26 protein-coding genes are annotated in these 26,169 nt (G+C 59.2%); 12 read left to right on the top strand and 14 right to left on the bottom strand.

Annotated elements, in window-relative coordinates; translation table 11 throughout:
- Nucleotide 1: 1 nt before the first annotated feature.
- The 7 genes from cyoB to CFBP1590_RS20915 all read left to right on the top strand — a co-directional run bounded on the left by cyoB (nucleotide 2) and on the right by CFBP1590_RS20915 (nucleotide 6,894).
- Entirely contained in the window at nucleotides 2-2,014 is a 2,013-nt protein-coding gene (gene cyoB, locus CFBP1590_RS20945) for a cytochrome o ubiquinol oxidase subunit I (protein WP_025995040.1), read from the top strand.
- A 2-nt stretch (nucleotides 2,015-2,016) separates the two neighbouring features.
- Nucleotides 2,017-2,649 carry a cytochrome o ubiquinol oxidase subunit III gene (locus CFBP1590_RS20940; RefSeq protein ID WP_004878628.1) on the top strand — a complete coding sequence of 211 codons (633 nt, stop codon included), beginning with the start codon at nucleotides 2,017-2,019 and terminating at the stop codon, nucleotides 2,647-2,649.
- Nucleotides 2,649-2,981: a cytochrome o ubiquinol oxidase subunit IV gene (cyoD, locus tag CFBP1590_RS20935; RefSeq protein ID WP_004878631.1), complete on the top strand. Its 333-nt coding sequence runs from the start codon at nucleotides 2,649-2,651 to the stop codon at nucleotides 2,979-2,981. The genes CFBP1590_RS20940 and cyoD overlap by 1 nt, the downstream gene beginning before the upstream one ends.
- 10 nt (nucleotides 2,982-2,991) lie before the next feature.
- Nucleotides 2,992-3,879, top strand: a complete 888-nt coding sequence (cyoE, locus tag CFBP1590_RS20930) for a heme o synthase (protein WP_004878634.1) — start codon at nucleotides 2,992-2,994, stop codon at nucleotides 3,877-3,879.
- A 292-nt stretch (nucleotides 3,880-4,171) separates the two neighbouring features.
- Nucleotides 4,172-5,056: a glycosyltransferase family 2 protein gene (locus tag CFBP1590_RS20925; RefSeq protein ID WP_043303143.1), complete on the top strand. Its 885-nt coding sequence runs from the start codon at nucleotides 4,172-4,174 to the stop codon at nucleotides 5,054-5,056.
- A 41-nt stretch (nucleotides 5,057-5,097) separates the two neighbouring features.
- Complete coding sequence (locus CFBP1590_RS20920; protein ID WP_088235846.1) at nucleotides 5,098-5,739, top strand: CatB-related O-acetyltransferase; 642 nt, start codon at nucleotides 5,098-5,100, stop codon at nucleotides 5,737-5,739.
- Between the two features lie 135 nt (nucleotides 5,740-5,874).
- Nucleotides 5,875-6,894 carry a branched-chain amino acid aminotransferase gene (locus CFBP1590_RS20915; protein ID WP_004878641.1) on the top strand — a complete coding sequence of 340 codons (1,020 nt, stop codon included), beginning with the start codon at nucleotides 5,875-5,877 and terminating at the stop codon, nucleotides 6,892-6,894.
- A 415-nt stretch (nucleotides 6,895-7,309) separates the two neighbouring features.
- Here CFBP1590_RS20915 and CFBP1590_RS20910 read toward each other — a convergent pair whose 3' ends face one another.
- The 3 genes from CFBP1590_RS20910 to CFBP1590_RS20900 all read right to left on the bottom strand — a co-directional run bounded on the left by CFBP1590_RS20910 (nucleotide 7,310) and on the right by CFBP1590_RS20900 (nucleotide 9,956).
- Nucleotides 7,310-8,281, bottom strand: coding sequence for an ATPase (locus tag CFBP1590_RS20910; protein ID WP_088235845.1), 972 nt, complete (start codon nucleotides 8,279-8,281; stop codon nucleotides 7,310-7,312).
- A gap of 98 nt (nucleotides 8,282-8,379) precedes the next feature.
- Nucleotides 8,380-9,168: a transporter substrate-binding domain-containing protein gene (locus CFBP1590_RS20905; RefSeq protein WP_029241736.1), complete on the bottom strand. Its 789-nt coding sequence runs from the start codon at nucleotides 9,166-9,168 to the stop codon at nucleotides 8,380-8,382.
- Nucleotides 9,169-9,296: 128 nt separating this feature from the next.
- A complete protein-coding gene (locus tag CFBP1590_RS20900) occupies nucleotides 9,297-9,956 on the bottom strand; it encodes a hypothetical protein (protein WP_029241737.1) in 660 nt (219 codons plus the stop codon).
- 251 nt (nucleotides 9,957-10,207) lie between these two features.
- On the opposite strand from CFBP1590_RS20900, the gene sodC reads away from it, so the two are divergent.
- A complete protein-coding gene (gene sodC, locus CFBP1590_RS20895; protein ID WP_043303149.1) occupies nucleotides 10,208-10,726 on the top strand; it encodes a superoxide dismutase family protein in 519 nt (172 codons plus the stop codon).
- Nucleotides 10,727-10,941: 215 nt separating this feature from the next.
- Here the strand turns inward: sodC and CFBP1590_RS20890 are convergent, their stop codons facing one another.
- The 3 genes from CFBP1590_RS20890 to CFBP1590_RS20880 form a co-directional block, all read right to left on the bottom strand.
- A complete protein-coding gene (locus CFBP1590_RS20890; protein ID WP_088235844.1) occupies nucleotides 10,942-12,129 on the bottom strand; it encodes an MFS transporter in 1,188 nt (395 codons plus the stop codon).
- Nucleotides 12,130-12,235: 106 nt separating this feature from the next.
- The gene (locus CFBP1590_RS20885) at nucleotides 12,236-12,955 is read right to left on the bottom strand and encodes a carbonic anhydrase (protein ID WP_088235843.1); all 720 of its coding nucleotides are present in this window, start codon (nucleotides 12,953-12,955) and stop codon (nucleotides 12,236-12,238) included.
- 205 nt (nucleotides 12,956-13,160) lie between these two features.
- Nucleotides 13,161-14,408 (bottom strand): DUF1835 domain-containing protein, encoded by a 1,248-nt coding sequence (locus CFBP1590_RS20880; RefSeq protein ID WP_088235842.1) that lies wholly within the window; start codon nucleotides 14,406-14,408, stop codon nucleotides 13,161-13,163.
- Nucleotides 14,409-14,626: 218 nt separating this feature from the next.
- Here CFBP1590_RS20880 and CFBP1590_RS20875 point away from each other — a divergent pair, with 218 nt between their 5' ends.
- The 3 genes from CFBP1590_RS20875 (at nucleotide 14,627) to hmpA (ending at nucleotide 17,496) form a co-directional block, all read left to right on the top strand.
- A complete protein-coding gene (locus CFBP1590_RS20875) occupies nucleotides 14,627-15,463 on the top strand; it encodes an AraC family transcriptional regulator (RefSeq protein WP_088235841.1) in 837 nt (278 codons plus the stop codon).
- 48 nt (nucleotides 15,464-15,511) lie between these two features.
- Nucleotides 15,512-16,081 carry a LysE family translocator gene (locus CFBP1590_RS20870; protein WP_088235840.1) on the top strand — a complete coding sequence of 190 codons (570 nt, stop codon included), beginning with the start codon at nucleotides 15,512-15,514 and terminating at the stop codon, nucleotides 16,079-16,081.
- Nucleotides 16,082-16,311: 230 nt separating this feature from the next.
- Complete coding sequence (hmpA, locus tag CFBP1590_RS20865; RefSeq protein WP_088235839.1) at nucleotides 16,312-17,496, top strand: NO-inducible flavohemoprotein; 1,185 nt, start codon at nucleotides 16,312-16,314, stop codon at nucleotides 17,494-17,496.
- A gap of 3 nt (nucleotides 17,497-17,499) precedes the next feature.
- Here hmpA and CFBP1590_RS20860 read toward each other — a convergent pair whose 3' ends face one another.
- The 5 genes from CFBP1590_RS20860 to CFBP1590_RS20840 form a co-directional block, all read right to left on the bottom strand.
- Nucleotides 17,500-18,447, bottom strand: coding sequence for an alpha/beta hydrolase (locus CFBP1590_RS20860; protein WP_088235838.1), 948 nt, complete (start codon nucleotides 18,445-18,447; stop codon nucleotides 17,500-17,502).
- A gap of 571 nt (nucleotides 18,448-19,018) precedes the next feature.
- Nucleotides 19,019-20,038 (bottom strand): transketolase family protein, encoded by a 1,020-nt coding sequence (locus tag CFBP1590_RS20855; RefSeq protein WP_088235837.1) that lies wholly within the window; start codon nucleotides 20,036-20,038, stop codon nucleotides 19,019-19,021.
- Nucleotides 20,035-20,883 carry a transketolase gene (locus tag CFBP1590_RS20850; protein ID WP_088235836.1) on the bottom strand — a complete coding sequence of 283 codons (849 nt, stop codon included), beginning with the start codon at nucleotides 20,881-20,883 and terminating at the stop codon, nucleotides 20,035-20,037. Before CFBP1590_RS20850 ends, CFBP1590_RS20855 begins: the two co-directional genes overlap by 4 nt.
- An 18-nt stretch (nucleotides 20,884-20,901) precedes the next feature.
- Nucleotides 20,902-22,203, bottom strand: coding sequence for an MFS transporter (locus CFBP1590_RS20845; protein WP_025995056.1), 1,302 nt, complete (start codon nucleotides 22,201-22,203; stop codon nucleotides 20,902-20,904).
- A 110-nt stretch (nucleotides 22,204-22,313) separates the two neighbouring features.
- The gene (locus CFBP1590_RS20840) at nucleotides 22,314-23,063 is read right to left on the bottom strand and encodes an SDR family NAD(P)-dependent oxidoreductase (RefSeq protein ID WP_004878689.1); all 750 of its coding nucleotides are present in this window, start codon (nucleotides 23,061-23,063) and stop codon (nucleotides 22,314-22,316) included.
- Between the two features lie 188 nt (nucleotides 23,064-23,251).
- On the opposite strand from CFBP1590_RS20840, the gene CFBP1590_RS20835 reads away from it, so the two are divergent.
- Nucleotides 23,252-24,169 (top strand): LysR substrate-binding domain-containing protein, encoded by a 918-nt coding sequence (locus tag CFBP1590_RS20835; protein ID WP_088235835.1) that lies wholly within the window; start codon nucleotides 23,252-23,254, stop codon nucleotides 24,167-24,169.
- Nucleotides 24,170-24,177: 8 nt separating this feature from the next.
- Here CFBP1590_RS20835 and CFBP1590_RS20830 read toward each other — a convergent pair whose 3' ends face one another.
- The 3 genes from CFBP1590_RS20830 to CFBP1590_RS20820 all read right to left on the bottom strand — a co-directional run bounded on the left by CFBP1590_RS20830 (nucleotide 24,178) and on the right by CFBP1590_RS20820 (nucleotide 26,071).
- Complete coding sequence (locus CFBP1590_RS20830; protein WP_029241748.1) at nucleotides 24,178-24,387, bottom strand: hypervirulence associated TUDOR domain-containing protein; 210 nt, start codon at nucleotides 24,385-24,387, stop codon at nucleotides 24,178-24,180.
- 94 nt (nucleotides 24,388-24,481) lie between these two features.
- Nucleotides 24,482-25,429: a bestrophin family protein gene (locus CFBP1590_RS20825; RefSeq protein WP_029241749.1), complete on the bottom strand. Its 948-nt coding sequence runs from the start codon at nucleotides 25,427-25,429 to the stop codon at nucleotides 24,482-24,484.
- A gap of 114 nt (nucleotides 25,430-25,543) precedes the next feature.
- Entirely contained in the window at nucleotides 25,544-26,071 is a 528-nt protein-coding gene (locus tag CFBP1590_RS20820; protein ID WP_029241750.1) for a BRO-N domain-containing protein, read from the bottom strand.
- Nucleotides 26,072-26,169 lie beyond the last annotated feature (98 nt).

The raw sequence follows: 26,169 nt of genomic DNA, 5'->3' as shown, positions 1-26,169 counted from the left end.
GATGTTTGGCAAATTAAGTCTGGAAGCGGTGCCGTTCCACGAGCCGATAGTCATGGTGACACTTGCCATGATCGCGCTCGGCGGCCTCGCGGTTGTCGGGTTGATCACCTATTTCCGCAAGTGGACCTACTTGTGGTCTGAATGGCTGACATCCGTCGACCACAAGAAAATCGGCGTGATGTACATCATCGTTGCCATGGTCATGCTGCTGCGCGGCTTTGCCGACGCAATCATGATGCGTACCCAACTGGCCATGGCCCAGAACGGTGCCGAAGGCTTCCTGCCGCCGGAACACTATGACCAGATCTTCACCGCTCACGGTGTGATCATGATCATCTTCATGGCGATGCCGTTCTTCACCGGTCTGATGAACATCGTTCTGCCTCTGCAGATCGGCGCTCGCGACGTTGCCTTCCCGTTCCTGAACTCCCTGAGCTTCTGGCTGCTGGTTGCCGGCATGCTGCTGATCAACCTGTCTCTGGGTGTCGGTGAGTTCGCCAAGACCGGCTGGGTCGCGTATCCGCCGCTGTCGGGGCTGCAATACAGTCCTGGCGTGGGTGTTGACTACTACATCTGGGCGCTACAGTTATCCGGGTTAGGTACGACGCTGACGGGGGTCAACTTCCTCGTGACCGTACTGAAGATGCGTACCCCTGGCATGAAACTGCTGGACATGCCGATCTTCACCTGGACCTGCACCTGGGCAAACATCCTGATCGTGGCTTCGTTCCCGATCCTGACCGCTACCCTCGCGTTCCTGACGCTTGACCGCTACCTGGACTTCCACATCTTCACGAACGAAATGGGCGGTAACCCCATGATGTACGTGAACCTGTTCTGGGCGTGGGGTCACCCTGAGGTGTACATCCTGATCCTGCCGGCCTTCGGTGTGTTCTCGGAAGTCATCTCCACGTTCTCCGGCAAGCGTCTGTTCGGCCACAAGTCGATGATCTTCGCCTCCGGTGCGATCTGCGTCCTGGGCTTCATGGTCTGGCTGCACCACTTCTTCACGATGGGTGCGGGGGCCAACGTCAACGCCTTCTTCGGGCTGGCGACGATGCTCATTGCGATCCCGACGGGGGTGAAGCTATTCAACTGGCTGTTCACCATGTACCAAGGCCGTCTGCGCTTCACTGCGCCGGTACTCTGGACCCTGGGCTTCATGGTCACCTTCTCGATCGGCGGCATGACCGGCGTTCTGTTGGCGATTCCAGGTGCTGACTTCGTACTGCACAACAGCCTGTTCGTGATCGCTCACTTCCACAATGTCATCATCGGCGGTGCGGTATTCGGTTACATCGCCGGCTTCGCGTTCTGGTTCCCTAAAGCGTTCGGTTTCACCCTGAACGAGAAGTGGGGCAAGGCAGCGTTCTGGTTCTGGATCGTCGGCTTCTTCGTCGCATTCATGCCGCTTTACGCGCTGGGCTTCCTGGGCATGACCCGTCGTCTGAACGCTACCGACATGCCAGAGTGGAACATCTACCTGGACGTCGCGCTGTTCGGCGCCGTGCTGATCGCTTGCGGTATCGCTTCGCAACTGATCCAGCTGTTCGTCAGTATCCGTGATCGTGCCAAGAACCCTGATCTGACCGGTGACCCGTGGAATGGCCACACGCTGGAATGGTCGACTTCTTCGCCACCGCCGTTCTACAACTTTGCCGAACTGCCGAAGGCAGACGACATCGACGCGTTCACTGACGCCAAGCGTGCAGGCACTGCCTACAGCGTTCCGGCCAAGTACTCGGCGATTCACATGCCTAACAACACGCCTACCGGCCTGTACATGGGCATGCTGCTGACCGTATTCGGTTTCGCATTCATCTGGCACATCTGGTGGCTGGTCGGCGCAAGCCTGGTCGCGACCATCGCGGTCTTCGTTGCTCACGCTGCACGTGACGACCAGGGCTACATGGTGCCGGCCGAAGAAGTAGCGCGTATTGAAGGTGAGCATCACAAGGTCCTGGCGGCCAACGGTGCATACACTCCTGTCAAGTCCTCGCTGGAACAGGTTTAAACATGTCGAATATTGCAATCAACCCTGGAGCCCACGATCACGGTCACGATCATGATCACGGGCATGACGATCACCACGACAGCGGTGGCATGACGGTTTACGGCTTCTGGCTGTACCTGATGACCGACTGTGTGTTGTTCGCCTCGTTCTTCGCGGTCTATGCCGTGATGGTCAACAGTGTCGCGGGCGGCCCGTCGGGCCAGGACATCTTCCTACTGCCATTCGTGGCCGTGGAAACCGCGTTCCTGCTGGTCAGTAGTATCACTTACGGTTTCGCCATGCTGGCCCTGTACAAGGGCAAGAAAAGCCAGGTACTGGGCTGGCTGGCGCTGACCTTCCTGTGTGGTGCTGCGTTCATCGGCATGGAAATCTACGAGTTCCATCACCTGATCCACGAAGGTTACGGTCCTAGCCGCAGCGGCTTCCTGTCAGCGTTCTTCGCGCTGGTAGGCTTGCACGGCGTGCACGTCACCAGCGGTCTGATCTGGATGACGATCATGATGATTCAGGTCCAGAGAAAGGGCCTGACCAACACCAACAAGACGCGCCTGAGCTGCCTGAGCCTGTTCTGGCACTTCCTGGACGTTGTCTGGATCGGCGTGTTCACTGTTGTCTACCTGATGGGGGCTTTGTAATGTCGAATTCACATCACCCGGCTGAAGACAATAGCCACGGCTCCGTGAAGTCCTACATCATCGGTTTCGTACTGTCGATCATCCTGACGGCCATCCCGTTCGCTCTGGTCATGTCTCCTTCGCTGCCGAAGGACATGACGATCGCGATCATCCTGGCGTTCGCAATCATTCAGATCCTGGTGCACCTGCATTACTTCCTGCACCTGGACTTTACGAGTGTGCAACGCAACAACGTGATGGCCTTCGCCTTTACCACGATGGTTATCGTTCTGCTGGTTGGCCTGTCGTTGTGGATCATCTTCAGCATCCACCGCGAAATGATGGCGCATTGAGGAATACCAGATGTCACTGAAGCACTTTATCCAAATCACCAAGCCGGGGATCATTTTCGGTAACGTGCTTTCGGTGGCAGGTGGCTTTTTTCTGGCTTCCAAGGGGAATATCGACTTCAGCGTGTTTCTGGCTGCAGTCATCGGTACTTCCCTGGTCGTTGCGTCCGGTTGCGTGTTCAACAACTGCATTGATCGTGACATCGATCAGCGCATGGAACGGACCCGTAACCGGGTCCTGGTGCAGGGTCTGGTTTCGTTGAAACTGGCCCTGCTCTACGCGACCGTACTCGGTATTGCAGGCGTAAGCCTGCTGTATACCAAGGCCAATCCGCTGGCTGCACTGTTCGCGGTGATCGGTTTTGTTATCTACGTCGGCTTCTACAGCCTGTACCTGAAACGCAAATCCGTTCACGGCACGCTGGTCGGCAGCCTTTCCGGGGCGATGCCTCCGGTCATCGGCTACTGCGCAGTGAGCAACAGCTTCGATTTCGCGGCACTCACGCTATTGGTGATGTTCAGCCTGTGGCAGATGCCGCACTCGTATGCGATCGCTATCTTCCGTTTCAATGACTATCGTGCGGCGAAGATTCCGGTTCTGCCGGTCAAGCGCGGCATTCTGGTCACCAAGCGCCACATCCTGCTCTACATCCTGGCGTTCCTCGTGGCGACCCTGATGTTGACGGTGGGCGGCTACGCAGGTCTGAACTACCTCGCCGTTGCGGCGGGCATGGGCATGTACTGGTTGTACATGGCATGGAAGGGCTACAAGGCCGTTGACGATACCGTCTGGGCCCGCAAGCTTTTCGTGTTCTCCATCTTCACCATTACTGCGCTGAGCGTGATGATGTCGGTGGACTTTCAGGTCACCAAAGAGCTGTTGGTCACCTACGCGTTCTGACCGATAGCCTGTTTTACGAAAACCCCATTCCATCCGAATGGGGTTTTTTTTCGCCTGGGTTTCGGCTCGCCTGATGCGATAACGGGCTCGGAGGCACGATTTAGACGTGTCGCGGTGATACTGATCACGCAGCCAGGCGGTTCAGCGCCTTTGCGAGTGAACAAATGCTCATGGGCTGGCCTTGGAAAAGCGAGTTCACTTGTCGCATCATGTGCGCCTTGTATTCAAACTGTTACGCAACGCCCTGTATTTCAAAGCCCAAGGCTAGATAATAATTATGGCTGTTACCCCTATGACGTCCTCAACTGTTCAGGACACTGCCCCTAAACCGCTCGTGTCGATCATCGCCCCTTGCTACAACGCCGAGCGATTTCTGGACGCTGCCATTCAGAGCATATTTGCTCAGGATTACGAGAACTTCGAAGTCATCATTGTCGACGACGGTTCGACTGATAACAGTATTGCGATGCTGGAGGCGCTGCAGAGCCAGTATCCGTTCCAGCTCTATCGTCAGCCGAATCAGGGTGTGAGTGCTGCCCTCAATCACGGGCTCAAGTACGCCAAGGGTGTCTACGTATCCACGCCGGATCTGGACGACATCATGCTGCCGTCCTCCGTCAGTGTTCGTGCCCGGTACCTTGATCAGCACCCGAAAGTGGGCTGTGTCGGCGCGCTCATCAGCTACATGGATTGCGACGGCAACGAAACCAAGTGCCAGTCCCGCAATTACATCGAGCGTCTTGGTTTTGACGAAGTGTTGCGCGGCGCCGTGGTCGTAGGGGCACCGGTCGCGCTTTACCGCATGCAGGCCATTCGTGACGCGAACGGCTATGACCCCGAGATCAGGGTTCAGGATTTTCAGATGACCCTGAGAATCGCGTTTCAGGGCTACGAAATTCACGTCATACCGGAAGTGGTGACCCGTTACCGCCGTCACCCCAACAACCTGTCACGCAAATACAAGGTACTGCTTGAGGCTGATCTCAAGACCATCGAGCCTTACCGCGATCATCTCGGTTATCAGAAAGGCCGAACCTTTATTGTCAACAAGGCCCTCAAATACGCGTCGGTTTCAGACAAGCGATATGCCTGGAAACTGCTTTGCTCGATTCCATTGAGGCATGTAGACCGCACCACCTGGCGTCGCTGCAAGCGCCTGCTGCTGAGCTATCGGTAGTTATAGCCAGACCTCTCGCAACCCATTGATCCAGAGTGCTCATGAGATTCATTGAAAGGCTCAAGGCCAGAAAAGTACGCAAGCAGCTTCGCAAGCTGGACAAGCTGGAAAGGGCTGCCGAGAAAATCAGGTTGCGCTATCCGCGCTACGAAGTCGGAGTCGGTACCTACGGCATCCCTGACGTTATCGAGTTCGGCGATGACACGGTTCTGCGAGTAGGGTCCTACACGTCCATCGCCGAAGGCGTCAGGATTCTGCTGGGCGGTGAGCACCGAACCGACTGGATCACCACGTACCCGTTTCCGGCGATGGTCGATCAGGTCAGCGACATCAAGGACTATGCGCCGAGCAAGGGCGACGTGACGATTGGCAGTGATTGCTGGATTTGTGCCGACGCTGTGATCCTTTCCGGCGTGACGATCGGACATGGCGCGATCGTGGGTGCCGGAGCCATGGTCGTGCGCGACGTCGCTCCCTTTTCCGTGGTTGGCGGAAATCCGTGCAAGTTCATTCGCTGGCGTTTCGAGGAAGACGTTCGCGAACTGCTGCTTCAGGCCGCGTGGTGGGACTGGCCCATGGAAGAGGTCAAGCAGGTGGCGCGCACCTTGTGCAGTTCTGACATGGAAGCGTTTCTGGCCTATGTCCGGCAACGTCAGGGCGCTGTGGAAGCAGTTGCAAACTGATAGGCTGGCAGTTGGAACGGATGCAAAAACGCCAGACCGGTTTGTATTTATTTCAAGCCTCAGGTTTCGAATGATCTGGCAGAATACGGCAATGGCCTGACTCGTCCAGGCAGTCGCTAAATGATAGAGGGCGTTATGAGTCACGAAAGCATCAACTGGGACACTCTGGGTTTCGATTACATCAAGACCGACAAACGCTACCTGTCTCACTGGCGCGATGGTGCCTGGGATGCGGGCTCGCTCACGGAAGACAACACGCTGCACATCAGCGAAGGCTCCACTGCGCTGCATTATGGTCAGCAGTGCTTCGAGGGGCTCAAGGCCTATCGCTGCAAGGACGGTTCGATTAACCTGTTCCGTCCCGACCAGAACGCCCAGCGCATGCAGCGCAGCTGTTCCCGTCTGTTGATGCCCCACGTGCCTACCGATGTGTTCATCGAAGCCTGCAAGCAGGTGGTGAAAGCCAACGAGCGTTTCATCCCGCCTTACGGTTCCGGTGGCGCGCTGTACCTGCGCCCGTTCGTGATCGGCGTGGGTGACAACATCGGCGTGCGCACTGCACCTGAATTCATCTTCTCGATCTTCTGCATTCCGGTGGGCGCCTATTTCAAGGGCGGCCTGAAGCCGAACAACTTCGTGATCTCCGGCTACGACCGCGCAGCGCCGAATGGCACCGGTGCGGCCAAGGTCGGCGGCAACTACGCCGCCAGCCTGATGCCGGGTTCCGAAGCCAAGAAACACAGCTTCGCCGATTGCATCTATCTGGATCCGCAGACTCATTCCAAGATCGAGGAAGTGGGTTCGGCCAACTTCTTCGCCATCACCAATGACGATGTGTTCCTGACACCGAAGTCGCCTTCCGTGCTGCCGGGCATCACCCGTCTGTCGCTGATCGAACTGGCAAAATCCCGCCTGGGCCTGACGGTCGAAGAGGGCGATGTGTTCATCGACAAAATCGGCGAGTTCAAGGAAGCGGGCGCCTGCGGTACAGCTGCAGTGATCACGCCGATTGGCGGGATCTCGTACAAGGACAAGCTGCATGTGTTCTACAGCGAAACCGAAGTGGGTCCGGTTACCCAGCGCCTGTACAAGGAACTGACCGGCGTGCAGTCCGGTGATATCGAGCCGCCAGCGGGCTGGATCGTCAAGGTCTGATTCTGGCCTTGATCGTGCCCACCGCTGCGCGCTCGGCGTTATGCACAAGTCGGCCTCGACACTGATCGTGCCCATCGCTCTGCGTGGGCATGCATCGCGTGACACTCCGCGTCACAAATGGCGCAGATTGCGGACTCAGTGAGCCGAGCGCATGACGTGGATAACGCTGGAGCTTGGGCACACATCTGCGCCACATTCGAGAGCGGACGCGGAGCGTCCTGAGCGGCATTCCCACGCGGAGCGTAGGAACGATCAGCGTGATCTCAAGCACGCCGATCATGCCCATGCTTGTGCTCAGCGTTATACCCGAGTCTTACTGAAACCACGGGTACGTATTCAGTCAGATACTTTCGTTTTGGCCCCGTTTTGTGCGTCTTCCCGACTGTGCGTATCACGTGAGCGCGGTTTGAAACGATCAGGCCGCAGGCTCCTTCTCCGGTCCCAGCACAATTGCCAGGTGCCGCAGATCATCCACCTCAACGCTGAAGCTCTTCCCTGAAGGGCCCTTGGTCAGCGTGCCCAGTGCATACACCGTAAAGAACTTCACTTGATCGGCATGGCTCAGCAGTTCGCTGATGTAGCGGCTGGAGCGATAGGCCAGCATTTGCGCAGGCGACACGTAGAGCGTCACCAGCTTGCCCTCCAGCCGGTCAAAGAACTTGAATTTGAAACCCTGCCCGTAGCGCTGTTCCACCAGCCCGCCGCCGTACAGCACACGTCCGTTATCGCCCAACTGGGCGTATTTGATGTGGCGAAAGTACGAACGCAGTGACAGCTCGCCCTGACCCGGAATGCGCAGTTTCAGCAGCTTGAACTCCTCGGGTGAGAGTTCGGCCCTTGCCTGGCGATAGCTGTCCACCAGGCGTTCGAGGTTGTTGGTGCGGGTTTCGCTGTAACGTGGTGCTTTTGGTTCGGCAGGCGGGACAGGTGCAGTGCTGACAGCCGCTGGCGGGGCGGGACTGCCTTCTTTTTCCACGCCGGACTTTTCCTTGGCGGGCTCCTTTATCGTCGGGTCGAACACGTCGATATAGTCGTCCAGCTTGCGCTTGGCCTTGCGCAGCGCCGCTTGAGGGTCATTGGCCTCGACCTGTTCTTCAACGGGTTCGTCTGCATCCGCGTCGACCCACTCACAATCCGGGTGATGGTCGTAATGCGGGTTGGCGCGAAAGTGTGCGGCGACAAAGGTCGGGTTGTCCTGAGGCTTCACGTCGTAGCGAACCCCGGTCACCTTCGCACCCATTGCCCGGCAGGCTTCGTTCGAACACAGGAACTCGAAGCGCTTGCGGGGCGGCTCCTGAGAGAAGTATTCGCGACGGGCGCCTGCGATGGACATTTCCTGCTGCAGTTCGACACAGAACGCGCGGGTGATGGGTTTTGTAGGCTTCATGCTCGCAGTTGCCTTCCAGACAGTTGATTCTGCAACACGCTATTTCAGCCGGGCCCGCCATGCAACCAGTGCCGGACGGACTCAGGCCACGGTGTTGGTTACTGGGCGGGTACGGCCAGCCATTCACTCAGGGCCTGCTGATAGGCGCCTGTGGCTTTACTCAGGTGCAGCCACTGGTCGACGTAGGCCTTCCACGTCACATCGTCGCGTGGCAGCAGGTAGGCCTTCTCGCCGTATTGCATGTACCGCGTCGGATTGACCGCACACAGCCCCGGCATACGCTTCTGCTGATAGAGCGCTTCCGAGGCGTCGGTGATCATCACGTCGGCTTTCTTGTCGAGCAGTTCCTGAAAGATGGTCTTGTTGTCGTGGAACGCGATGGGTGCCTGAGGCAGGTAGGCACGAGCGAACGCTTCGTTGGTGCCGCCTGCGGGTTCGATCAGGCGAACCGACGGTTTGTTGATCTGCTCGATGGTCTGGTACAGCGCCTGGTCTTCACAGCGCACCAGCGGGATCTTGCCGTCGATGTCCAGCGTGTTGCTGAAAAACGCTTTCTTCTGACGCTCCAGCGAAACGGAGATGCCGCCCATCGCGATGTCGCACTTACCGGCAATCATGTCCGGCATCAGGGTTTTCCAAGTGGTGGGTACCCATTGCACGTTCACACCCAGGCTCTTGGCCAGCGAGCGGGCCATGGTGATGTCGATACCTTCGTACTCACCGTCTTCGCGATGAAAGGTGTAGGGCTTGTAGTCGCCCGTGGTGCATACCGACAACTGGCCAGCCTGCAGCACCTTGTCCAGGTGCGAAGACGATTCCTCTGCCTGCGCCATGCCTGTCAGGCCCAACAGAAGGGCAGCCGATACGCTGTAGTTCAGTTTCATCATGAGAGTGGGGGCTCGCGTGTGTCGTCGGTTTTTATTGGTAGCGACAGAGTGCTTCATTTGCAGGCCGGATGTGAAGCAGGAACAAGGCCTTGCGTGCAAAAGAAGCGCGCTCAGGACACAGCAGGTTGTCAGGTATACAACTCTTCCAGTGACATCAGCTGTTCTTCGATAAGGGTCATTTGCGATTCCCAGTCGGCCTGGGTTCTTTTCCAGGTTTCGCCTTCATGGGCGTAGAGGAAGTCGACGATGGTGTGAGTAACCTTGCCTTTGCCTACCGCGCCGAACGCCTCGGCGCTCAGCGCCCGGGCCAGCATGTCCAGTTGTGCAGCATGGTTCAGCCAGTGCCAGTGGTCCTTGATCACCACCTTGTCGAGCAGAATGCATTGCTTCTTGAAGGCCCTGAGTGCAGATCCCAGAGCGCTTGCCGCCAGCAGTGTATTGATCTTGCCGACATCGTGGCCGGACTTCTGATTGGCCGTCGGGCCGAAAAACCATTCGTTGAAACCGATTTCTATCTCCCGGAACGCGACATTGGCGTCCCAGATGATGCTCAAGGCTTTTTGCTGGCGGGTCTCGCGCTTCCACGAGCCGTAGGCCTTGAACACCACACCGGCGATACCGATCACCGCCAGCGCTTCGCTCAGCGAAGACGCCGCCTCGACAATGTAATAGGCATTGGCGGCACTGCCCGGCGATGTGCTGACGGCTGCGCTGTAAAAAACTGCTGCTACAACGACCACCAGCGCAAAACAGGCACTGTAGAACCCGAAAGCGTAGGGGTCTTTCATGGGGTGTTACGGCCTCATCCGTAAATGATCGAAGAGTTTGTGTCAGGTTAGCCGAGGCTGCGAAGGTTTGCAGCGTCGAGGGGCACGCGACGCAGGTCGAAGTTTTTGCATCAAAACCGCACCGACTGTGGTCACACGTGGTGTCGTATCCGAACACGTTGATGAGCACAGCGAAGAAGGCCGCTTGATCGGTGCCGTTTCACGCTCATCACGTTTAACCTCGATTCCTCCATCAAGGACGTACTGACTTTATGAAACCTTATCTTTGGCTGGGCCTGCTGGGCATGTTTTCCGTCGGCGTACAGGCCGCATCGCTGGATGTTCCGATCAATCTGGTCAGCGCTGATGGCGCACCGAAGCCTATCGGTACCGTGGCGGTGAGTGAAACGGAATACGGGCTGGTGTTTACCCCCAACCTCAAGGACTTGCCGGCAGGCGTTCATGGTTTTCATGTTCATGAAAATGGTAGCTGCGATGCGGGCACCAAAGATGGCGTTAAGGTCGCCGCGCTGGCCGCTGGCGGGCACTTCGACCCGGCCAAGACCGGCAAGCATCTGGGGCCATACGCCGACGGTCATCTGGGCGACCTGCCTGCTCTGTACGTCAATGCCGATGGCACTGCGAACTACCCGGTTCTGGCACCGCGCCTGAAGAAAATTTCCGAAATCAAAGGCCATGCGCTGATGGTGCATGCCGGTGGCGACAACCATTCCGACCATCCGAAGCCTCTGGGCGGTGGTGGTGATCGGGCTGCCTGTGGCGTGATCTGATCGCGGTTTCGTAGTTCTGGCTAGAACGCCTGACCTGCAGCAGACGCGTTTGTTTGTGGCAGGTCTGGTGCTGTCGCGCAGCAAACAAGGACCGTAGGAGCGCGCTTGCCCGCGATCGCGTCAGTTCAGTCGCTGATTTTCTGTCTGTAAGATCCTATCGCCGGCAAGCTGCCTCCCACATTCCACTGTGTGCTGTGGAGCGGCGTGAGCATCGCTCACTTCAAATCAGTACGACCTGCAAACAACCGAAGCGCCAGCCCGCCGAGCAGGGCGGTCAGCAGTCCCATTACCGCGATGATCACCCGAATCCCCAAAGGACCAGCCAGCAGCGCGACCAGCAGACCGGCAATCGGTTGTGAAAGGTTGTTCAGCAGCGTCATGACGCCCACGGTCTTGCCGAAATCTTCCCGGGGTATGACCTGTTGGCGGAGGCTGCGCATGTAGACGTTGAACATCTTGTCGAAGCCGACGATGAGCAGAAAGCCCGCCGCGTAGCCACTAAGGGCTGGACTCAAGGCGCAGATCAAGGCCCCGCTGGTAATCATCACGTACGACACCATACCGAGCGCCCGCATCGGTATCACCACCCGTGCCAGGAAAAACAGAATCAGAATGGTCGCCGCTGCACCCGCCATCTGCAGTCCGGCGTAGCGCTCCTGATCGCTGCCGTACTCACCGATGACCATGGCGGCAGAGGTCGCCAGTGTCACGCCGACGATCAGGTTCACTCCGGCCGCCAGGGTAATGATTTTCTTCAGCTCAGTGAGGCGCCGAATGTGCTCGACAGCGATGTTCACTGATCGCCAGACGCTATCGTCCCTTCGCTCGAATACGCAGGGATCGAGACGGCGAGTGCGTTGCCAGATCAGCGCGGCCAGGTCCGCCAGCAGAAACAGAGCCGCGCAAGCCAGCACCACCCAGTGCCATGCCCACGCGTTCAGCAACAGCACGGCCACCAACGGACCAAGCACCAGCCCTGTCTGGTCGGCAATCTGAGAGTAGGACAGCGTGCGCGCATAGCTGTAGCGCGGGAACACATGCGGCATCAGCACTTCACGCGCCATCACGCCCTGAGTGGTCAGCACGCCGCATAGCGCCGACAGCAGGACAAGCCAGACAAGTCCGCCGAAAACCATGTACAGCAGCATCGCCAGCAGGCACAGAAGAGCCCGGTACACCTGACTGATGTGAAGGATTCGGACCGGAGAGAATTTATCGCACAGCGCTCCGCAGATCGGAAACGCCAGAAAGCGTGGCAGCGACTCGGCAAAGAACGCCAGGCCCGCCCATGACGCGCTGTTGGTGGTCTGAAAGACAACCAGTGGCACGATGAAAAGTAGAATCTGATCGGCCAGTCGTGACAGAAACAGAGCGCTGAAAAACGCCAGATAATCCTTGCTCACGCGACACTCCTTTTGGCGATGATTCTCAATGCCACATCAAGGAGGGTGGCGCAATCCATGCGCTTGAATCTATCCGGCATTTGTATCCGATACGGCGGACCCGGTATCAGACGTCGAAGAAATCGACCTTGCCGTTTTCCAGGCTGTAATACGCGCCGACGACCTTGACGGTGCCAGCCTTGATTGGGTTCATCAGGGCTGGCTCGGAAGCCGAGCGCAGACGGGCCACGGTACGCTGGATGTTGCTTTTGACGGAATCTTCCAGAAGGTCTTTGCTTTTCTTGCCCTTGGCTGTCAGGACCGCAGGAATGATCGGCTCGATCATCTGACCGATAGCGCCTTGAAAGACCGTGCCGTCTTCGACCACCGAAACGGCAGCAGCCACGGCACCGCATTTTTCGTGACCCATGACCACGACCAGCGGAACGCCGAGCTGGCTGACACCGTATTCGATCGAGCCCAGTGCGGTGGTGTCGACCGTGTTGCCGGCGTTACGCACGATGAACAGTTCACCCAGCCCACGGCCGAACAGCAGTTCCGGCGGAACGCGCGAATCCGAGCAGGAAATCAGGATGCAGAACGGCGTCTGGCCCTTGGCTATTTCCAGACGGCGATCACGGTTGCCTTCCGTTTTGATGGTGGTGTCTTTCATGAACGCATCATTGCCGTCGCGCAATGCTTTCAATGCCTGGTCGGCAGTCATGTTGGTGCGAGGCGAGGTGGGCGAAGCGGCGTGAGCAATGGAAGGCATTTGCATCAGTGCGGCGGCGGCCGGAAGGCAGCAGGCACCCTGAAGAATCTTGCGGCGTGACAAGGACGAATTCATAAAAAGCCTCAGGCTTGTTAACTGTCGATAAGGGGGCGAATTCAGCGCCCGATGCCATTGTGTTTCGGGCGCAGAATCCGTTCACTTCATACAGTTAATGGAAATTATTTTCCAATTATATTTGTCATCTTTGTCACAAACTCTTCACCGAAAAGTCATCTGGCCCAGCAGTATGTTCCTTCATCCAATCGCACTGTTTACGTCCTCAAACGCGCCATACCGGACGGTTTTCAAGGTTGATCGTCCAGTGAGGCCGACCTGGAACGATGCACACGCCACCCACCCAACGCAGGTGCTGCGCGTGGTCCAGCCAATAAGCGCCCCCGTCGAGTACTCGCTCACCCAAGGCGGTCAGTGCCAAAGTCCGCTGCGGCCATTTCAGGAGCGTTTCTGTTTCTTTCAGCAAAGGAGCCTCCGAGTCGATCAGCGGACGCAGCAGCGCTTGAAACATCATGTCACCTAAAAAGGGCAACGGGTCGCGCTTGTCCATCAGTTCAGCGAAGACGCCACCAAAAGTGGTCGGGCCTGCTTCCTGAAGATACTGCAATGAAAGGCGCTCGGTGAGCGACAGCCCGTCGTCGCTGCCCGGCAGCTCTTGAAGCTGTCGCAACAACGCTGGAGCCAGCAGTCCCAGAGGCAGTTTCGGGTCATGAGCCAGAGCGGCCAGTGCAACAGGCGAGGCATCGCAATAGGCTCGCCATGCCTTGCGAGCGCAGTCCAGCATGTCCTGAGTCACCGGCTTGCGCTGTGGCCACAGCCAGGCAAGAACGTCGGGTGCCAGCTGCCCAATGCCGATGAAACGCTGAATTCCCGGCACCCGGTCCACTTCGATGAGTTCAAGCCGTGGCGGCAGTCGCTCCAGGCTAGCGAGGGTCTTGATCAGAAAGAGCTGGTCGTAAGCATCGGCCTCGCACCACAGGACATTGTGTTGATCGCTGCCCAACTGTTCGAGACGTCCATATTCCTCGTCTGTCCTGCGTGCGACATCGGCGCGATTCATATCAAAGGTTGCGCTGATGAAGTCACTGCGCTGCGCTCGAAATTCTGCGTCCGGCATGTCCTGAACCGGCCCCATGCACAGCGGGTCGCTGAGCATGTGGAACGAGCCTTTGAAACCGGCCAGTTGCAGGCTGTGGGCGATGTCGTTGCCGCACCGCCAGTGCACGGTCCGTGGCTCGTCGCTGGCGTGGAAGTCAGGGTGCTGCGCGGCAAAGGCAACGGCGTCGACATGGGCCTTCAGCTTGGGCCAGCTGCTGAAACCCAGCTGGCGCGCAATCAGCCACTGTGCGTCGCAAAGTGCGGGGGCAAGCGCTCGGCCGGACGTGCCTAGCAGTGCGAGCTGATCGGGGGCATTGCCCTGTTTCAGGCGCTGCAACAGTTCCTTTGCGCGCTTGCGCTGTTGCTCAAGGTTGATGCGGCCGTCCTGGGAACGAAAATCGGTAGTGATGGACATACGAGCTCCTTGTACAAACCTTGTCCGCTTGAAGGTCGGGAGTCGTAATGACAAGAGGGTGAAGCAGTGTCCTGGGCGCAGCCCTTTCCGCGGATGGAGGCGTGGAGGCGCCGGACGCAAATATAGACGACCCCGTGCCTGCGCACAAACCTTCTAGACTTTGCGCCTCTGCCGCGCGATAAAAGCAGACACGCTCACTCAAGCCAATCAAACCGCTCATGAAGTCAGCCAACTGGATCGACCTCACTCAGGACCGGGATACCGGGATCGAGACGTTGCGCGCCCATTTTCGTGGGCACGCCTACGATCCGCACTGGCATGACAGTTATCTGGTGGGCGTCACGGAGCAGGGCGTGCAGCAGTTTCACTGTCGCAGACAACGGCATGCCAGCACCTCGGGCCAAGTGTTCATGCTTGAACCCGGTGAGGTCCACGACGGCGACGCACCAAATGCCGATGGTTTCACCTACCGCATGCTCTATCTGGACCCACACTGGATTGGCCGTGAACTGACGTCATTGTTCGAAGACGCCCCGCAGGGCTTTCAGCCGGGTTTTGCCAGCACGCTGGTGCGTGACCCGCGGCTGGCCCAGTCCATCCTGTTTGCCTTTTCGGCGCTGCATGGCCAGGAGTCGCGCATCATCCGGCAGAGTGCGCTGGACGGTTTGCTGGAACGGCTGACCGCCCACGTGCACTGGCGAGTCAGGCATGAACATGACCCCCGGTTGCCCTTGGTCGCCCTGCGTGCCCGGGATTATCTGCACGCCCATTTTCGGCGTGATCTGGGGCTGGACGAACTCGCGCTGGCCTGTGGCGTGGACCGTTTCAGGCTGACCCGCGCCTTCAAGGCTGCCTTTGGTCTGCCACCCCACGCTTACCTGGTGCAGTTGCGGCTGTCCATGGCGCGCAGGCTTCTGGCCCGTGGCGCGCAGCCTGTGGAGGTCGCCAGCGATCTGGGGTTTGCCGATCAGAGTCATCTGGGCCGCTGGTTTCTGCGCGCCTACGGCCTGACGCCTGCGGCGTATCGCACACGCTGCACAGACCTTCCAGACTGACATCGTTCATTGCGCGAGCATGACGGCCTGTCATTCAGGAGTCCGGTCATGCTTTCGTTTCTGCTGTTCGCGTTCGTCGCCTCAATCACCCCCGGCCCCACCAATCTGCTGGTGCTGAGCAACAGCGCCCGTTACGGTCTGAAAGCCAGTCTGCCGATCATTCTCGGTGCCTGCATGGGCGCCGCAGGGCTGGTGCTGCTGGTGGGCACCGGCGTCGGTCGTTCGTTGATGCAAGTGCCTGCGGTACAGCCGGTCATGGCGGCGATCGGCGTCGGCTGGCTGACCTGGCTGGCGTGGAAAATTTTCAACAGCCCGGCTGACCCCGTGAGCCCCGATGACAGCCGTCCACGCCTCGGATTCATCGGCGCGGCGGGCCTGCAGGTGGTCAACCCCAAAACCTGGATGATGGCGCTGGCTGTCGTCAGTGTGTTCAGCCAGGGAACGGTGGCCCATCTGGCGCTGGCGTTCTTTCTCGTGTCGCTGCCTTGTCTGGCCTGCTGGGCGCTGTTGGGAGCGGGGTCCGCACGTGTGCTCAAGTCCGCGCGCGCCCTGCAATGGCTGAACAGGAGCATGGCGGTGTTGCTGCTGGTGTCTGCCTGGGCAGCTTACCTGCGTTGAACCGTCTGCATTGCAAGGGTGAGTGTGTTCAGATCTGCATCAGGAGCTTCAGTCATTCGCGCAAGCAGTCCGGATAACGTCGGGTCCGAATGACCTGTTCGTCTTGAATAGAGTCATTATGACTCTGTCATTTTGACTGTCATGATCGCTTTGCTCCTGATTTTATTGGGTTTTTTCAGTTGGCACGTGGGTTGCTCTATCCAGGTATCGAAACGTTCTGGAGCTGACCCATGCTGACCGACATTCAACGTGACATCGTCAAGGCAACCGTCCCGATTCTGGAGGTCGGTGGCGAAGCCCTGACCACCCACTTCTACCAGATCATGCTGCGCGACTACCCTGAGGTTCGGCCGCTGTTCAATCAGGCCAATCAGGCCAACGGTGCTCAGCCTCGTGCTCTGGCCAACGCGGTGCTGATGTACGCCCGCAACATTGATCGTCTGGAGAACCTCGGCCCGCTTGCCAGCCAGATCGTCAACAAGCACGTGGCGTTGCAGATCCTGCCCGAGCATTACCCTATCGTCGGAACGTGCCTGCTGCAGGCGATCCGCGAAGTCTTGGGTGCCGAAACGGCTACCGACGAAGTGATCGCTGCCTGGGGCGCGGCGTATCAGCAGCTGGCTGACATCCTCATCGGCGCCGAACATGAGGTGTACGAAAACATCGCCGCCGCTCCAGGCGGCTGGCTTGGCGGGCGGGCGTTCAAGGTCAAAGCGAAGACACCGGAAAGCGACGAGATCACCTCGTTCTATCTCGAGCCTGTGGACGGTCAACCTGTCATCGCTCACAAGGCCGGTCAGTACATTGGCCTGCGCCTGAACGTGAATGGCAATGAAATCCGTCGCAATTACTCGCTGTCGGCTGCATCGACGGGCACCGGCTATCGCATCAGCGTGAAGAAAGAGGTGGGCGGCGTGGCGTCGAACTACCTGCATGAACAGGTACAGGCGGGTGACGAACTGGAACTGTTTCCGCCGTCCGGCGAGTTCACGCTGATCCAAGGTAGCAAGCCGCTGGTGCTGATTAGTGGCGGTGTCGGCATCACGCCCACCCTCGCGATGGCCGAAGCCGCGCTGGAGGTTGGTGGTCGGGACGTGGTGTTCATCCACTACGCGCGCAACGCCGAGGCGCATGCGTTTCAGTCAGTGCTCAAGGATTGGCAGGCACGCTATCCGCAGTTCCGTGCCCATGTTGTCTACAACGACACGGTTGCTGATCCTGCCCAACCCAACATTGTCGGCCTGCCTGCGGTGGAGCATCTGCAACAGTGGTTGCCTGCGAACCGGGACGTCGAAGCTTACTTCCTCGGTCCCAAGCCGTTCATGGCGTTCCTCAAGCGGGCGCTGCATGATCTGGGTATCCCGGACGAGCAGAGCCATTACGAGTTCTTCGGTCCGGCTGAAGCGCTGGTCTAGTGGTTACAGCGTGCCCTTGTCTGCGCACAGGCAGGCGAGGGCGCGGGTGATGTCCTGTTTGAGCTGTTCGGTCTGAAGGCCCGGATACTGATCGAACATGTGCGGCACGCCGGGGTACACGTGCAATTCCACCGGCACGCCGGATCTGGAAAGCGCGAGCGCGAAGGCTACGTCTTCTTCTAGAAACAGGTCGAGCGCACCGACGCTGATGAAGCTTGGCGGCAGCCCGGACAGGTCATTGGCCAGTGCGGGTGAAAACAGCGCTGCCCGATCATCGTCCAGTGCGTATGCACCTTGCAGGCATTCCCAGCAGAACCGGTTCGCTTCGCGAGTCCAGCTCAGGGTTCCGGTGGTGGGGTTGTCCGCTGACGAAGTGGTCGAGCCGGTGCGGTGGTCCAGCATCGGATAGACCATCAGCAGCCCGGCCAGCCGATACTCGTTTCTGTCCCGCGCCATGATCGACACGGCAGCAGCCAGACCACCGCCTGCGCTGTGGCCCATCACCATTACCTTTTGCGTATCCACGCCGAGTGCCAGCCCTTCGTTGAAGATCCAGGCCAACGCCGCGTAGCAATCTTCAAGCGGGATGGGGAAGGAGTGTGCGGGCGCAAGTCGATAATCGACGGCCACGATCAGGACATTCAGCTCGTTGGCCAGATCGGCAAGATAATCGTCAGCCATCTCGGGACGGCCCAGCACGAAACCGCCGCCATGGATGTAAAGCAGCGTGGCGAGTTTTTGCGCAGGCTTGAGGCTGTGTTCCGGGCGATAGATGCACAGCCTGATCTGATCCTTCTGTGTCCAGTACTGCTCGTTCCTCGCCTCGTTTGGCTGTTTCCAGGCATCGTCTACACGGCGTCTGATCGCGGGCAGGTTAGCGAGCGTCCAGACGCTGGAAGGCTCGTCGAGGAAAGCCTTGTAGGCCGGGTCGAGCAGGTGGTGGGTATTCATCGTTCAGTCTCATCAAAAAGCGCAGCAGACACCGGGCTGTTTAAGATGCCCCTATGTCTTGCAGCAAACACCGGACCGTGGGAGGCGGCTTGCCGGCGATGAACGATGACGCGATTTTCCTGACATACCGCGTCGACTGCATCGCCGGCAAGCCGCCTCTTATCAAACAACCTATAACTTACTGAAGAAACTGGGTTTTGTGGGAGCGGACCGGGCGGCGTTCCGTTTGTCCGCGAAAAGGCCGGTACATCCGACGCATATGCGGTGGCTGAAACACTGCATTCGCGGACAAGTCCGCTCCCACGACGCCCGGTGTTTGATGCGCGACAGCGCTACGTCGAAGACGTGGTGGCGCCTCCCAAAAGAACGTGTTCATTCAGCAGATTACGTGTTGTTTGATAAGAGGCGGCTTGCCGGCGATCTGCCGGGAACCGGCAGCAAGGCCTGCGCATGCGGTGTGCCAGATACAACCAAGGGCCGCTGCGCAGCCCATCGCTGCCGTCGTAACCTCCGAGAGCTCCTACGCCCTCCGAGCAGAAGCAGATTTCAGCGCCTCTTCACTCTCCGACCGCTACAACCACGCCTTGATCTGTGCGCAGACCGCTGGTGTGGAAATGCCATAGCGATCGTGCAGCGTCGGCAGGGCACCTGCATCGAGAAACGCATCCGGCAGCGCGATCTGTCTGAAGGTCGGCGTGACGCCATTGCGCAGCAGCACGGTCGCAACCGCTTCACCCAGACCACCGATGATCGAATGGTTTTCCGCCGTCACCACCAGCCGCCCCGGTTTTCTGGCTTCGGCGAGAATGGTCTGTTCGTCCAGCGGCTTGATGGTCGGCACGTGCAACACCGCGACATCGACGCCGTCAGCCTGCAGTTCCTTGGCAGCTTCAAGCGAGCGCATGGTCATCAGGCCGGTGGAGATGATCAGCACGTCGTTGCCGGTGCGCAGGGTCTTGGCCTTGCCGATCTCGAATTGATAGCCGTACTCGTCGAGCACCAGCGGAACGTTGCCGCGCAACAACCGCATGTACACCGGCCCCTGGTGCGCGGCGATGGCTGGCACGGCCTGCTCGATTTCCAGTGCATCGCACGGGTCGACGATCATCAGGTTGGGCATGGCGCGGAAGATTGCCAGGTCGTCCGTGGCCTGGTGGCTCGGGCCGTAGCCGGTGGTCAGGCCGGGCAGTCCGCAGACGATCTTGACGTTGAGGTTCTCCTCGGCAATCGCCATGCAGATAAAGTCGTAGGCGCGGCGCGAGGCGAACACCGCGTAGGTGGTCGCGAACGGCACGCAGCCTTCACGGGCCATCCCGGCAGCGGCGCTCATCAGTAATTGTTCGGCCATGCCCATCTGGTAGAAACGCTCGGGATGCGCCTTGGCGAAAATATGCAGGTCAGTGTACTTGGACAGATCCGCCGACAGCCCGACGATGTCCGAACGCTGATCGGCCAGTGCCGCCAGCGCATGACCGAACGGTGCCGAACGGGTGGTCTGACCTTCAGAGGCAATCGAGGCGATCATTGCCGACGTGGTGAGCTTCTTCTTCACGGCAGGTTTCGCCGCAGGGTTCTGGTTGGCAGTGCTCATACGGTTTGCCCCTCGTCGAGGTTGTTCAGTGCAAGGTCCCACTCGTGTTCGTCGACACGGATGAAGTGAGTCTTCTCACGGGTTTCCAGAAAGGGCACGCCCTTGCCCATTTTCGTGTCGCAGATGATCACCCGAGGCTGTGCGCCGGGATGCTGGCGGGCGGCGTCGAACGCGGCGACCAGCGCTTGCAGGTCGTTGCCGTCGACCCTTTGCGTGAACCAGCCAAAGGCCTGCCAGCGATCCACGATAGGCTCGAAAGCGAGCACTTCGCTGGCATGGCCGTCGGCCTGCTGGTTGTTAACGTCGATGATCGCGATCAGGTTGTCGAGCTTCCAATGGGAGGCCGACATCGCCGCTTCCCAGGTCGACCCCTCGTTCAGTTCGCCATCCGACAGCATGTTGTAAACGAAGGACGCCGAATTCTTTCGCTTCAGGCCCAGGCAGGCGCCGACCGCGATGCCCAGACCGTGGCCGAGCGAGCCGCCGGTGATTTCCATGCCCGGCGTGTAGGCGGCCATCCCCGACATGGGCAGACGGCTGTCGTCCGAACCGTAGGTTTCGAGCTCGTCCAGCGGGATAATTTCAGCCTCGATCAAGGCCGCATACAACGCGATGGCGTAGTGACCGATCGACAGGTAAAAGCGATCACGCTGTTCCCATTCCGGGTCTTCGGACTTGTAGCTCATGGCGTGGAAGTAGGACACCGCCAGCAGGTCGGCTGCGCCCAGCGCCTGGCCGACATAGCCCTGACCCTGAACCTGACCCATGCGCAAGGCATGGCGACGAATGTTGTGGGCACGCTGTGCCAGCGACGTGGATGTGGCAGATAACGCTTGGGTTGTCATGGTGATGACTCCGTGAACTCAACGATTGACCGAGGCGGCAGGGATACGCAGGACCAGAAACGCGCCGATGAACAGCACGCCGGTGATCAGGTACATGCCGATGGCGCTGGAGCCGGTGGTGGTCGTGATCCAGCCGATCAGGTAAGGCGAGCAGAAACCCGCGAGGTTGGCGAAGCTGTTGATGCCGGCAATGCCCGCCGCTGCGGACACGCCGCCCAGCAGGGTGGTGGGCAGCATCCAGAACAGGGACGACGCCGAAAGCACGCCGGCTGCGGCCAGGCACAGGCTCAACACCGAGAGCAGTAGGCTGTTGCCGAAGACCGCCGCCAGGCTCAGGCCCAGCGCACCGGCGATCATCGGCAGCACCAGATGCCAGCGGCGTTCGCGATGCTTGTCGCCGCTACGACCCATCAACAACATGGCGACGATGGCGCACAGATACGGCACGCTGGTCATCAGGCCGATGTGCAGCGGATCGGCCAGCCCGGCGTTGCGGATCAGCGTCGGCAGCCAGAAGGTGATTGCGTACTGACCCATCACCACGCAGAAGTAGATGCAGGCCAGCAGCCACAGACGGCGGTCGCGAACGAATTCACCCACCGAGGCGTGCACGACCTTCTGGCTGTTGTCTTCGGCCAGTTCCTTTTTGATCAGCTCTTTTTCGTCATCGGTGAGCCAGGTTGCCTGATGCACGCCGTCTTTCAGGTACGCCAATACCATCAGGCCGACAATCACCGTGGGAATGGCCTCGATGACGAACATCCACTGCCAGCCTGCCCAGCCATGAAAGCCTGCGAAGGTGCCCATGATGTAGCCCGACAGCGGCCCGCCGATCATCCCGGACAATGGAATGGCGATGAACCACAGCACGGTCATGCGCGCACGGCGGTAGGACGGGAACCAGTAGGTGAGGTAAAGCAGCAGACCCGGTGCCAGACCGGCTTCTGCCACACCCAGCAGAAAGCGCAGGGCGTAGAACTGCCATTCGGTTTCGACGAAGGCGAACAGGGCGGAAATGATGCCCCAGGAAATCATGATGCGCGCGATCCAGCGGCGTGCGCCGACGCGATGCAGAATCAGGTTACTGGGTACTTCACAGAGGAAATAACCGATGAAGAACATGCCGGCGCCGAGGCCGTAGACGGCTTCGCTGAAAGCCAGGTCATTCATCATGGTCAGCTTGGCGAACCCGACATTGACCCGGTCCAGATAGGCGCACAGGTAGCACAGCATCAGGAACGGCATCAACCGCCAGGCGGTCTTGCGGTAGGCATTGGCACGGGCGGTCGAGACCGCGTCGAGGGGCATCGTGGTTATCATGATGGTCTGATCTCTTGTTTTTATAGACCGCCAGGCAACCGGCCTGGCGTGTCATCGATCCAGAGCAAATACGGGCCGTCACACTGTCTGACCGGCCCGCCGATGGGCTGTCAGTGAATCAGCATGCCGCCGTTCACATCCAGCGTAACGCCGGTCAGGTAGGAAGACAGGTCACTGGCCAGAAACAGCGCCGCATTGGCCACGTCCTGAGCCGCGCCCAGGCGACCCAGCGGGATGCCTTCGATGATCGCGTGGCGTCGCTCGTCCTGCATCAGCCCGCCGGTGATATCGGTATGAATCAGCCCCGGCGCGATGGAGTTGATACGAATCTGGTCCGGGCCGAACTCCCGCGCCATGGCCTTGCCCAGGCCGAGTACGCCGGCTTTTGCAGCGCTGTAATGCGGGCCGCCGAAGATGCCGCCGCCACGCTGCGCCGAGACCGACGACATGCACACGATGCTGCCCGAACCCTGCGCGCGCATGGTCGGAATGACCGCCTGCGACATCAACAGTGTGCCGCGCAGGCTGACGTCCAGCACCTTGTCGTAATCGCCCGGGCGGATGTCCAGTGTCTTGATCGGTTGGGTGATACCGGCGTTGTTGACCAGTACGTCGATACGGCCGAAGTGCTCGATGATCTTCGCAACGGCCTGTTTGACCTGGGATTCGTCGGCCACGTTGGCGGCCAGGCCCAGATGGCCTTCGCCCAGCGCGGCGGCAGCGTCGCGTGCGGCGGCTTCATCGAGGTCGAGGATCACGACGCGAGCGCCGTGTTGCGCGAAGGTGACAGCGGTGGCACGACCGATTCCACGTTCGGAGGCAGCACCGGTGATGATTGCAACTTTGCCTTGAAGCAGCATGAGGGGAGTCCTCTGATTGTTTTTATGGGTTCGATTCAAGTGATCGATAGGCTCAGAGTGTTCCCGGTACTGCCTGCGAGCAATAACGCTACCCTCATTGGTCGATGAAAAAAATTCACCTCTCGTCATTTCAGCCGAGCAGTGCTTGAATGCCAAAACCCCACACTTCCTGATGCTTCGGAGCCACCATGCGTGCCGATGACGACCCCCACTCGAACCTGCCACCCCTGAAAGCCATTCAGGCCTTCGAGCAGACGGCACGCTTCGGCAACCTGGCCCGCGCCGCCGAAGTGCTGGACCTGACACCGTCGGCGGTCAGTCATCAACTGGCCAAGCTGGAAGCGATGATCGGACGGCAACTGTTCGTGCGGGCGGCACGCGGCGTCACCCTGACGCCGGTGGGTGAGCAGTACCTGAAAGAGGTTTCCGGGTTGCTGCACAGCCTGGCCGTGGCGACCGAGCGTGCTGCCAGCGACGTCAGCCTTGACTGCCTGCGCCTGCACTCGTCACCCAGTTTTGGACTGTTGTGGCTGATGCCGCGACTGGAAGCGTTTCGTCTCAGCCACCCGGATATTCAGATCAACCTGTCGTGTTCCTACGAATCGCTGCACTTCAGCCGTGACAAGATCGACGTCGATATCCGCCATGGTCGGCCCAACTGGGCAAGCTACGAAGTGCGCACCGTGCGCCACGAAACCTTCGCAGTGCTGGCATCGCCGAAGCTGCTGGAGCGGTATCCGGTCAAAAGCGCAGCGGACCTGCTTAACGGCGAGCTGATTCTTTCCGAAGCCACGTTGTTGAAATGGCCGGAGCTGTTCGCCCAGCATGGTTTGGCGCGCCCGGAAAAACCCTACACGTTGAGTTTTGACCGTTCCTATATGACGCTGGAAGCTGCGAGTCACGGCCTGGGCTTTGCGCTGGAAAGCACGCTGCTGGCGCAGAAATACCTGCAAAGCGGCGCGCTGCTGGAAGTCGCGCCGCACCTGTTGAGTTCACCGGTCGCGGCGCACCATCTGGTATTTCCCAAGGCCCACTCCAGCTTTCCAAGGGTCAGGCGTTTCCTGGAGTGGATGGAAAACGAATTGGGGCACGGGTTCGTGTTCTGAGCCGGGCGTCAGACTTTGTGGAGTGCATCCTCGTGGTGCATCGCCAGATGCCCGGTCTTGTCACTCTTTACTTCATATTGCGGACTGTCTTTCGACGCGGGCCGATGCTTGCCCATGAACTCCACGTCCTTTACATGCACCTTGGTGACCTTGCCCCGGATCTCGCCAGCCTCCGAGTTCCAGCGCACGGCATCGCCAACCTTGAATGAAGTGGTCATGTGTTCTCCTTGAGCGCGTTTCCGAGTTGCTAGTTAGAGCTGGGCGCTTGGGGAGCGTTCACAGGATTATGGGCACAACCACCCTGCGATCAGGTCACGCCGTCGGCTGACGAACCGAGGGCGCAATCGGCCCGATCATCGCTTTCAGGTGTGCCAGCAACGGCCCCTGTTCGGGCTCGTTGTACATCGAGCACAGGTTCTTTTCGATGTTCTGGCACAGCTCTTCCATGCGGATCCGGTGCTGGCTGTTGCCGAACGGCGCTTGCAGATCCGTGCCGATCCGCTCCATGGCCAGCAACAGGCAGCCCACCACCGTCGAAATGAGCGGCGTGAACCAACCCAGGGTCGTCACCATGCTCAGCGGCATGATCACGCAGAACAACGCGCTGAACAGTCGGGGAAAGTAAACATACGGGTAGGGCAGTGGCGTATTGGCAATACGCTCCATGCCGCCCTGGCAGTTGGAAAGGTCCACCAGCGTCGTTTCCAGCCGCGAAAACCGGATGCTGTCCAGCCGACCTTGCGCGAACTCGTCGGCGATGATCGACGCCGAGCCGCTCAGAATGTCGTTGGGAAAGTTATTGCTGTCCCGCGCCCGTTCGATTTCGAACGTAGGCAGCAGACCGTCGAGCCGGGCTTCGCTGACGTCGCCCTTCAAGTGCGCACGCAGCGCTCGCAGATAAGCCACGTGGCGACGAAACAACTCACCCTTGACTGGGTTCTCTCGAGCGCGGCCTTCGCCATCGATCAGGGTCAACACTTGCCGGCCATAACTGCGCGAACTGTTGACCATCGCCCCCCACAAGGTGCGCGCTTCCCACCAACGGTTATAGGCACTGGTATTACGAAAACTGATTAGCACAATCAGCGCCGAACACAGCAGCGTCAGCGGCATCAGCGGGAAATCGATACCAATGCCTTCCATCAGCATGAAATCCATCGTCACGCCCACGTCCCAAAGCAACAGCCATAACAGCGACCAACCCACGTAGGTCAGCGTCCTTCTGAAGCACTTCCATTTCTTTTCAAAGAGACCGGTCATGGCGAAACTCCTGCCCGAGGTGGGTGAATGGCTCGCTACGTAGTTGTAACAAGCCGTGACACAAACCTACGGCACGACGCTTAACGCTCGCTTAATTCATGACCGGTCAGTCATTCAGGGCTGGCGCCTGAATGCATGGGTCCAAAGGCTTCTTTTTGAACGCGGAGCCGCTTCGGGTACGACATTCGGCATATCCCGCAACCGGATCCATGACTCGTCTCGCCAGTGCAGCACGCTCAGGGACGTCCCCGGCCATTTCAGCTGGCTCACCTTCGGGTTATCCAGCGTCACGTTGTGCTGATCCCGAAGCACGGTCAGCACCTCATGCGTCAGCCATTGCCGCAGCGCCCGGTTTTCAGGCACGTAGTGATGAACCAGCAGCGCGAACACGCCCGACTCACTGACCATCAACTGCCTGCACCACTCGCCATTGGCCTGCAGCCAGACCACTCGCCGTTGATCGGCATCCAGCTTGAGCGTGGCGCGCTCATCCAGCGCCTTGCCCATCAAACGGGCAAGGTCTGCCAGACAGAACCACGCCTGCGCTTCAGAAACGGCAGCCCGGAGCATGCGGTGGTGACGAAAGAAAAGGATGGCTTCGAAATGAGCGGTGCAGGGCACGCAAGGGGTAACGTTCAACATGGGTACAGCTCCTGAATAGAGAACTGCCACCGGACGTCGCTAAACGAAAAGGTGGCAGCTGTGCGAAGGTTAGCGAACCGGTATCCAGGAAACCGGCA

Origin of the sequence: Pseudomonas viridiflava (assembly GCF_900184295.1) — a bacterium.
In the GTDB taxonomy this organism is placed as follows: Bacteria; Pseudomonadota; Gammaproteobacteria; order Pseudomonadales; family Pseudomonadaceae; genus Aquipseudomonas; species Aquipseudomonas viridiflava.
This window is presented reverse-complemented; position numbering and strand designations above follow the sequence as displayed.

Bases quoted from the DNA above. Each gene is read 5' to 3' on its own strand.
- CFBP1590_RS20885 (WP_088235843.1), bottom strand. From the start codon at position 12,955: ATGAATTCGTCCTTGTCACGCCGCAAGATTCTTCAGGGTGCCTGCTGC.
- CFBP1590_RS20915 (WP_004878641.1), top strand. From the start codon at position 5,875: ATGAGTCACGAAAGCATCAACTGGGACACTCTGGGTTTCGATTACATC.
- CFBP1590_RS20840 (WP_004878689.1), bottom strand. From the start codon at position 23,063: ATGCTGCTTCAAGGCAAAGTTGCAATCATCACCGGTGCTGCCTCCGAA.
- CFBP1590_RS20900 (WP_029241737.1), bottom strand. From the start codon at position 9,956: ATGAAAGACCCCTACGCTTTCGGGTTCTACAGTGCCTGTTTTGCGCTG.
- CFBP1590_RS20905 (WP_029241736.1), bottom strand. From the start codon at position 9,168: ATGATGAAACTGAACTACAGCGTATCGGCTGCCCTTCTGTTGGGCCTG.
- CFBP1590_RS20820 (WP_029241750.1), bottom strand. From the start codon at position 26,071: ATGTTGAACGTTACCCCTTGCGTGCCCTGCACCGCTCATTTCGAAGCC.
- CFBP1590_RS20845 (WP_025995056.1), bottom strand. From the start codon at position 22,203: ATGATAACCACGATGCCCCTCGACGCGGTCTCGACCGCCCGTGCCAAT.
- CFBP1590_RS20880 (WP_088235842.1), bottom strand. From the start codon at position 14,408: ATGTCCATCACTACCGATTTTCGTTCCCAGGACGGCCGCATCAACCTT.
- hmpA (WP_088235839.1), top strand. From the start codon at position 16,312: ATGCTGACCGACATTCAACGTGACATCGTCAAGGCAACCGTCCCGATT.
- CFBP1590_RS20835 (WP_088235835.1), top strand. From the start codon at position 23,252: ATGCGTGCCGATGACGACCCCCACTCGAACCTGCCACCCCTGAAAGCC.
- CFBP1590_RS20860 (WP_088235838.1), bottom strand. From the start codon at position 18,447: ATGAATACCCACCACCTGCTCGACCCGGCCTACAAGGCTTTCCTCGAC.
- CFBP1590_RS20920 (WP_088235846.1), top strand. From the start codon at position 5,098: ATGAGATTCATTGAAAGGCTCAAGGCCAGAAAAGTACGCAAGCAGCTT.
- CFBP1590_RS20940 (WP_004878628.1), top strand. From the start codon at position 2,017: ATGTCGAATATTGCAATCAACCCTGGAGCCCACGATCACGGTCACGAT.
- CFBP1590_RS20925 (WP_043303143.1), top strand. From the start codon at position 4,172: ATGACGTCCTCAACTGTTCAGGACACTGCCCCTAAACCGCTCGTGTCG.
- cyoD (WP_004878631.1), top strand. From the start codon at position 2,649: ATGTCGAATTCACATCACCCGGCTGAAGACAATAGCCACGGCTCCGTG.
- CFBP1590_RS20855 (WP_088235837.1), bottom strand. From the start codon at position 20,038: ATGAGCACTGCCAACCAGAACCCTGCGGCGAAACCTGCCGTGAAGAAG.
- CFBP1590_RS20850 (WP_088235836.1), bottom strand. From the start codon at position 20,883: ATGACAACCCAAGCGTTATCTGCCACATCCACGTCGCTGGCACAGCGT.
- cyoB (WP_025995040.1), top strand. From the start codon at position 2: ATGTTTGGCAAATTAAGTCTGGAAGCGGTGCCGTTCCACGAGCCGATA.
- CFBP1590_RS20875 (WP_088235841.1), top strand. From the start codon at position 14,627: ATGAAGTCAGCCAACTGGATCGACCTCACTCAGGACCGGGATACCGGG.
- sodC (WP_043303149.1), top strand. From the start codon at position 10,208: ATGAAACCTTATCTTTGGCTGGGCCTGCTGGGCATGTTTTCCGTCGGC.
- CFBP1590_RS20910 (WP_088235845.1), bottom strand. From the start codon at position 8,281: ATGAAGCCTACAAAACCCATCACCCGCGCGTTCTGTGTCGAACTGCAG.
- CFBP1590_RS20870 (WP_088235840.1), top strand. From the start codon at position 15,512: ATGCTTTCGTTTCTGCTGTTCGCGTTCGTCGCCTCAATCACCCCCGGC.
- cyoE (WP_004878634.1), top strand. From the start codon at position 2,992: ATGTCACTGAAGCACTTTATCCAAATCACCAAGCCGGGGATCATTTTC.
- CFBP1590_RS20825 (WP_029241749.1), bottom strand. From the start codon at position 25,429: ATGACCGGTCTCTTTGAAAAGAAATGGAAGTGCTTCAGAAGGACGCTG.
- CFBP1590_RS20830 (WP_029241748.1), bottom strand. From the start codon at position 24,387: ATGACCACTTCATTCAAGGTTGGCGATGCCGTGCGCTGGAACTCGGAG.